This window comes from Collinsella aerofaciens, from assembly GCF_028207065.1.
GTDB lineage: Bacteria > Actinomycetota > Coriobacteriia > Coriobacteriales > Coriobacteriaceae > Collinsella > Collinsella aerofaciens_AR.
The window spans coordinates 1-7,113 of the sequence record NZ_JAQLFP010000050.1; the positions used below are offsets into that span (position 1 = coordinate 1).

Here is a 7,113-nt window from a genome sequence, read left to right on the forward strand (position 1 = left end):
GGACCCGTACCCGTTCTGGCTGGATTAATGGATGGAAACGGATGTTCTATCGGGACACACATTTTGTCCTATAAGCCCGCAAGAGCGGCGGGAGGTTGTCGCAACCCGCCCGCCGCCGTGGCAATAGATATCGATAGACGCCCGGCCTTACGCCTTGAGCGTGAGCACCGCACCGAAGGCGGTCGGGCCGCAATGGCTCGAAATGACGCCGCCAACCTGAGTCCAGGTAACGTCCTTAAATCCCAGATCGTGCGCATAGACTTCCATGTCGTCGCGCAGCTCCTCGGAAAGACCCACCGAATACGCCAGGCCAATGTGTGAGTAGTCAATCTCGCCCTTCGCAACCATGTGGTCAAGAAAGGCACGGGCGCACTTGAGCATAGAACCGCGGAACTTCTTGGTCGCCACGAACTTACCGCCCGTCACCTCGATGCAGGGCTTAATCTTGAGCAGATGGGCGCCTAGGAACGCGACGTTGGACAAGCGACCGCCAGCCTTAAGGAAGGCGAGATCGGTTGGGACAAAGCCCAACAGCACGCGGTCCATCACCGAATTGGTGAAGGCGAAAATTTCGTCAACGGTGGCATCGGGGTGAGCCTCGATGTATTTGGCGGTCTCGACGGCAACAAGCGACTGGCCCACCGAGACAAAGCGCGTGTCCATGGAGAACACGTAGTCGCGCCCCGCGGCTGCAATCTTCGAGGACTGATGCGAGCAGGTTGTTACCTCGGAATACGCGAGATGCAGAATGGTCGCATCGGGCTGCTCGGCATGAATGCGGTCGTACACGTGAGCAAAATCCGCAGGCGAGCAGCCACTGGTCTTGGGCATAACGCCAAACTCGTTACAGCGCGAGTAAATCTCGAGCGGATCGATCGAACCGTCCTCGACGGTCTCGTCACCAATCGTGACATGCATGGGTACACGCACGATGCCGTAGCGCTCGCAGAGCTCCGGCGTCACATCCGAACCAGACTCAACCACGATTACGTACTTGCCCATTATCATCACGACCCATCTCGACGTTGGCTATGTATTACACGCGCACGCTCGCCGCCCAATTGAACAACGACTCCCAAGCACCAGAGAGACGCCGCCCTTCGCCACAACAAAGGACAGCGTCTCCCTGAAATACTCCGTGCTTGCCTGAGATTCTACACGGTTTAGTAATGAGTGTTACTTACTCCGCAAACGGTAGCTATACGCGATAAGTGGTAGCCACCAAGAAAGCCCGTGTATCCAAAACGCTATGGTCACTCACAATTCGGCTAGCGAGCCAGACGGTAAAACTCCATCGAGGCGTCGCCCTCGGCGCGCAACTGCATCGCCGGCGCCGCAAACGAATAGGTGCGGCTCGTAAGCGCAACCTCGCCGTCGTTGACAAATACCTCGAGCATCGTGGCATCCGAAAGGACTCGCAGGCAGTAAAGCTCGTCGAGCTCAACCGACCTCTCGTCGCGTCCATAGCCCTCATCGCCCATATCAAGTGTGAGCATTCCGTTGGCAAAGCACACGACAACGCCCTCACGAACTTCCAGCTCAATGGACTTCGTCCCCCGGCACGACACGACGGCATCAAACAGTCGACCAGGAGAGCCGACGGTCTCTCCGGCGGTCACCGAAACACGCTCCTTGCGCAGTTGCTCAACCTCGCGCGCGGGCCACTGACAGAGCTTACCGTCGCGCATATTCAGCACCCTCGGCACGGTAAGCGCGCACTGCCATCCGCGTTCCGCCGTCGGGTTTTGAGCCGTTGCATCGGGGCAGCCGGCCCAACCGATCATAATCCGTCGACCGTCGGCATCTGCAAATGATTGAGGGGCATAGAAGTCAAAACCCGCATCGACCATCGGAGGCATACCCTGCCCGGCGATTTTAAAGCTAGGCGCCTCCCAATCGGCCTCAATACGAAACCACACGCACTGATGCGGGTTTTGGTAACGCCAACCATCGGCGGGCACGCCCTGCGGACAGCAGACGAGAATAAGCTCGCTATCAAGCTCAAACAGATCGGGGCACTCCCACATAAAACCGAACTTCTCGCCGAGCTCGATACGCGTCGCATATTTCCAGCACTCAAGATCGTGCGAGGTATAGACGAGCACACAACCGCGGTCGTCTTTCGTACGAGCACCAAGAACCATATAGTAGATACCGTCGTGCTCCAGGATCTTGGGGTCGCGCACGTGCGTACTAATATCGTCGGGGTAATCGACCGGACCAACAGCTATGTGCTTCTCCCCCAATTTATCGGGGTTCTCGGTAACCATGTGAATCTGATTTTGGTCGCGCCCTGTCAGCACATAGTCATAATCATCGCGGTCAAAATGCTTGACGTTACCGGTATAGAAGTAGTGAATCTTGCCGTCGTGCATAAATGCAGACCCCGAATACGCACCGCTCGAGTCTAAATCTGAATCGGGGAATAGTGCGGGACCGCGGTTCTCGTACGTCACAAAGTCCTTCGTCGTCAGATGATTCCACAGCACCGGTCCGCCGTGTGCGGCATCAAACGGATCGTATTGGTGATAGATGTGGTATGTATCACCAACCTGCACCAAACCGTTGGGATCATTGAGCCAGCCAAGCTCGGGTTCCACATGGAACAGAAGTCTATCGGGGTCAGCCGCGATGCGAGCCGCAGTCTCATCCTGCCCGGCACGCCACAGCTCGTAGTCCGAGCGCGTCACCCTATGTTTTTGATCGAACATTCAATCGTCCTTCTTGAAGAGGAGAAGGACGCCCGGCCCATGCGAGCCAAACGCCCTTCTCCAACAGGTCAACCCGTACATTACCTTGACGGATCTGGATTAGAAGCTGACATCAAAGCCGGCGCCAGCGCCCTCTTCATCGGTGGTCGGCACGCCCTTTGCCTTGTTGTAGGCAAAGATCAAGACGATTGGCACGATAAAGGCGATGAGATTGCCAGCCACATACCACACGAGGGTCTCGGGCGTGACGATGAGCAGGCCAAGCACGCCGGTCAGACCCTGACCGATAGCGCGCACCTCAAAGAGCTTGACGAAGGCACCGCCGCAGCCTGCACCGATGCATGCGCAGATGAACGGAATGATCGAATAGCGCATGTTTGCAGCAAAGATAGCGGGCTCGGAGATTCCGACCAGCGTCGGGATAAAGGACGACATGCAGATGTTGCGCTCTTTGGAGTGCTTCTTGTGAATGAGGTACATACCGATGGCGCCGCCGCCCTGGGCGATGATGGAAACCGACCAGATGGCCTGGATGTAGTTGAAGCCAGTCGTGGCAACAAGGTTTGCCTCGATACCCTGGATGAACTGATGCGTACCGGTAACGACGAGCGGCTGCAGGAACGCGGCGAAGACAAAGGCACCAAAGACGCCCATCCTGTTGTACAGGATATCGATTACGCCGGCGAGGACGTCACCGATCAGGTTACCGAGCGGGCCGAACACGGTGAACAGGGCGACGTTAGCAAGAATCAGGGTAACGGTCGGGACAAAGACGAACGAAACGACCTCGGGGATGTACTTCTGGGCAATCTTTTCGACCTTGGCCATAAACCAGGCGGTCAGAATTGCAGGGAACACGCCGCCCTGGAAAGCAACCATGGGAATGGAGAGCGGACCAAAGTTCCAGTACTCAGCACCCGTCGGGTCCATAACGAACGTGTTGCGGTTCATAAGGCTCGGGTGAACCATGACGATACCGACGAGGATGCCCAGGATCGGGTTACCGCCAAAACGCTTGACTGCGCTGTACATAACCAGGACAGGCAGGTAGTCGAACGTGGTGGCGATAATGGCAAAGAAGCTTGCGAGGTTCTTGAGGAACTCGCTGTGATCGGCGAGGCTGCCCTCCATGCCAAAGAGGCCGTTGGCAACGATCAGCGACTTAAGGCCGATGATGATTGCAGCGCCGACGAAGGCGGGAATGATGGGGATAAAGATGTCCGAGAATACCTTGAGGACCGAGAAGAACTTGCCCTTCTTGTCCGCCTCGGCGCCCTTGACCTCGGAAGCGCTGATCTCCTTAACGCCCGTCAGAGCCATAAACTCATCGTAAACCTTGTTGACGGTACCGGTACCGAAGATGATCATGAGCTGGCCGCTGTTGTACAGCACGCCCTTGACGCCATCGATGTTCTCGAGCTCGGCCTTGTTGTATTTGCTCGTATCCTTGAGCACCAGACGCAGACGGGTCACGCAATGCGTGGCGCCCTCGATGTTCTCCAGTCCGCCGACGTTGTCGACGACTTGCTGGGACACTGCCTTGTAGTCCATGTTCCTCTCCATTCCTTTTCTAAATCATAAAACGGTTCGTTGCCGCTACAGAGACGCGATCGTTGCGTTTGCGCACTTGAGCGCACCGTCGGTGACGGTAAGCGCCACACCCTGGCCCTGCTTGTTGCAGAAGCGAGCGTTGAGCGCAACGTCATCGACAAAGATGGTCGCGATGTCGTCGTCGACGACCAGACGCACATGGTGAGTGCCCTCGCCCTTAAAGAACAACGGACGCTCGAGGCCCATGTTGTTGACCTGGAACCACGGGTACTGGGGAGCCGGCGTGAACTCGAGCTTGCCCTCGCGCAGGTTGGCGCGGAACTCATAGGCAAGACCGGTCTCGGCGTCCTCGGCGAACTTGACCGAGAAGCCGGCAGCGTTACCGCCGAGCTCAATGTCGGCATCGAGCAAGTAGGTGGAGCCGGCATCTGCGGCGAGCACCTGCTCGACCTTGCCCGACTCGCAGGAAAGCTCAAAGGTCTCGACTGCCTTAGCCTCGCCAAAGGCGCCAAGCATGCTGTCGGGGAGCTTGGTGCCGAGCGTTCCGTCGGCACGCTGAACGATCTCGAGGGGCATAAAGGTGCCACCCCATAGGTAAGAGCTGGGGTCGCCGCCCTCGTCACGCGTAGGAACCCAACCAAAGAGAACGCGACGCTCGCCATCGAATGCGGTGCGAGCGGCGTAGTACGCGCGGCCGTCGAAGGAGTCGTCAGCGGGGGTAATCCAAGGACCGTTGATGGACTTGGACATGCGGTAACGGGTCTTGTTGCCGTCGCTGTACTCGGAAAAGACGAGGTACCACCAGTCGCCCATCTTAAAGAGATCAGGCATCTCAAACATGGTGTACAGGCCCGGGTTCCACCAGTCGCCCTGGAACTCCCAGTTGGTCAGATCCTTGGAGGTGAACTTGACCAGGCGGCCGGTCATCAGACGCTTGTCCTCGCCCACACGCGTGCCGAGGATGAGCATGTACTCTTCGTTCTCCTCATCCCAAAGCACAAAGGGATCGCGCCAGTTGCGGTCATCGTAACCCTCCTGGGGCGGAAGCAGCGTCTCGGCGATGTTCTTCTCCCACTTGACGGCGTCGTCGCTCGTTGCGTGAAGAAGAACCTGCTTCATCAAACGTGCGCGGACCTTATCGCGATTGCAACCAGTGTAGAGCGCATGGTACTTGTCGCCCACCTTAAACACCGTGCCGGCATAAATGTACTGGTCGACTTCCTCGTCGCCGCCGCGCTCAAGGCTCTCGCCAAAGTCCTTGTAGTTGACGAAATCCTTGGTCGTAGCGAGTGCCCAGCCAAACGGCTCTCCGAAAGGTTCGGGGTTACGCGTGTCACGCTGATGATAGAGATAGAACGTGCCGTCCTCGCCGTACGGCATGATGTCGCCTACCCAAATTCCCTCAGGCTGGTAATACACCTTGTGCATCCGAGACTTCCTTTCCACGACATACTAACTCGGTACAATGGCAAGATATGTCAATCGTTTTCATATGTCAAACGTTTTCATACCAATACGTCTTTTCGCAGTTCCAGTCGTCGGTAAACGGTTGACATATGCCGGCGAACGGTCATCAGAGGCGTTTGAGGAATTCTTTTGGCACGGGATGAACTACGCGGTTTTGCCCTCAATGAGTTCAACGGGGAGCTTGATATTCGATTCGGGATTATCGCCGTTAATAAGAGCGATGATGGATTGCGCCGCGAGCTCTCCGATGCGATCGATATCTTGACGTACGGTTGTTAAGTCAGGCATAAACGTCATAGTTCGGCGGGCACCATCCGCGCCCACGACCTTAATATCGTCTGGAGCGCTCAAGCCGCGCTGCTTCATCACGTTGAGACAGATGGCCGCCATCGTATCGTCTCCCGCAAAGATGCCGTCAATATCGGGGTTCTCATCGAGGATCTTCGCAACGACCGCGCCCTTTTCGTCGTCGGGCTTAACGAACTCAACCTCACGGACAAGCGCGGACAAACCGGCCTGCTCAACAACATCGAGGTAGGCATCGGTACGCTTATTGGCAGGCATGCGCATGCGGCTATTGCTGCGCAGGCACAGGATACGCCTGCAGCCGTCATCAATCAGACGGCGCGTGGCGAGCTCGCCAATGCCATAGCTGTCACTTGCAATCTGGACAGAGCCCTCGCCAAGATCGCAGTCGATGCCAACCAGGCTCAAGCCCATCTCGGCATATGCCTCGGCACCGATATTGAGGGAGTTGACGATGACGCCGTCGACCATATTGCGGCGGAGCATGTCAATATAGGAACGCTCAAGATCGGGTCGATTGGCGCTGTTGCACAGCAACATCTTAAAGCCGTTTTCCGCTAACGTGCGCTCGACCGCCTGCACAACCTGAGCATGGAACGGGCTGCTCACAAAGGGAACGATCATACCGATAAGATTCAGGCGACCGTTGAGCATGGCACGGGCGATATCGTTGGGCGTATAGTTGATGCGCTCCATCGCGGCATGGACCTTATCGCGGGTCTCTTGGCTAATATAGCCGCGATTATTAAGCACGCGAGATACCGTAGTAGGCGAAACCCCCGCCACCGCTGCAACTTCCTTGATGCCAGGCTTAGCAGAATCCTTAGAACGAGCGCCCTCGCGAGCCATAGCACCCTCCCCCATCAACATGTCAAACGTTTACATACGAACAAAGCATACCCCAACAACAGCGGGAAGACGGTAACAGCACAAGTAAGTAAACGACTCATCCAAATAATTAGGAGAGTTCCGCCTAAAGGGTGACTACACAGGACCCCCGCCGGGCCGCTTTGGGTTACTTTCCAAAACATTTCCGCAGGACGCAAAGGGCTCCGCCGCGCGAAGCGCGCAGCGGAGC

Annotated in this window: 5 protein-coding genes; all 5 read right to left on the bottom strand. The window is 56.8% G+C overall.

The genetic code is table 11. The annotated features are described in order from the left end of the window. Positions 1-147 precede the first annotated feature (147 nt). On the bottom strand, positions 148-1,002 hold the full coding sequence (locus tag PMX72_RS10030; protein ID WP_271729641.1) for a DegV family protein: 855 nt from the start codon (positions 1,000-1,002) through the stop codon (positions 148-150). 266 nt (positions 1,003-1,268) lie between these two features. Then, positions 1,269-2,711 carry a glycoside hydrolase family 32 protein gene (locus PMX72_RS10035; RefSeq protein WP_271729642.1) on the bottom strand — a complete coding sequence of 481 codons (1,443 nt, stop codon included), beginning with the start codon at positions 2,709-2,711 and terminating at the stop codon, positions 1,269-1,271. A 99-nt stretch (positions 2,712-2,810) separates the two neighbouring features. Then, complete coding sequence (locus PMX72_RS10040) at positions 2,811-4,262, bottom strand: PTS transporter subunit EIIC (protein ID WP_052044095.1); 1,452 nt, start codon at positions 4,260-4,262, stop codon at positions 2,811-2,813. A gap of 45 nt (positions 4,263-4,307) precedes the next feature. Further along, complete coding sequence (locus PMX72_RS10045) at positions 4,308-5,690, bottom strand: family 43 glycosylhydrolase (protein WP_035137642.1); 1,383 nt, start codon at positions 5,688-5,690, stop codon at positions 4,308-4,310. Between the two features lie 183 nt (positions 5,691-5,873). After that, positions 5,874-6,884: a LacI family DNA-binding transcriptional regulator gene (locus PMX72_RS10050; protein WP_022094949.1), complete on the bottom strand. Its 1,011-nt coding sequence runs from the start codon at positions 6,882-6,884 to the stop codon at positions 5,874-5,876. Positions 6,885-7,113 lie beyond the last annotated feature (229 nt).

Excerpts from the sequence above, each read along its gene's own strand:
- PMX72_RS10030 (WP_271729641.1), bottom strand. The coding sequence starts at position 1,002 with ATGGGCAAGTACGTAATCGTGGTTGAGTCTGGTTCGGATGTGACGCCG.
- PMX72_RS10035 (WP_271729642.1), bottom strand. The coding sequence starts at position 2,711 with ATGTTCGATCAAAAACATAGGGTGACGCGCTCGGACTACGAGCTGTGG.
- PMX72_RS10040 (WP_052044095.1), bottom strand. The coding sequence starts at position 4,262 with ATGGACTACAAGGCAGTGTCCCAGCAAGTCGTCGACAACGTCGGCGGA.
- PMX72_RS10045 (WP_035137642.1), bottom strand. The coding sequence starts at position 5,690 with ATGCACAAGGTGTATTACCAGCCTGAGGGAATTTGGGTAGGCGACATC.
- PMX72_RS10050 (WP_022094949.1), bottom strand. The coding sequence starts at position 6,884 with ATGGCTCGCGAGGGCGCTCGTTCTAAGGATTCTGCTAAGCCTGGCATC.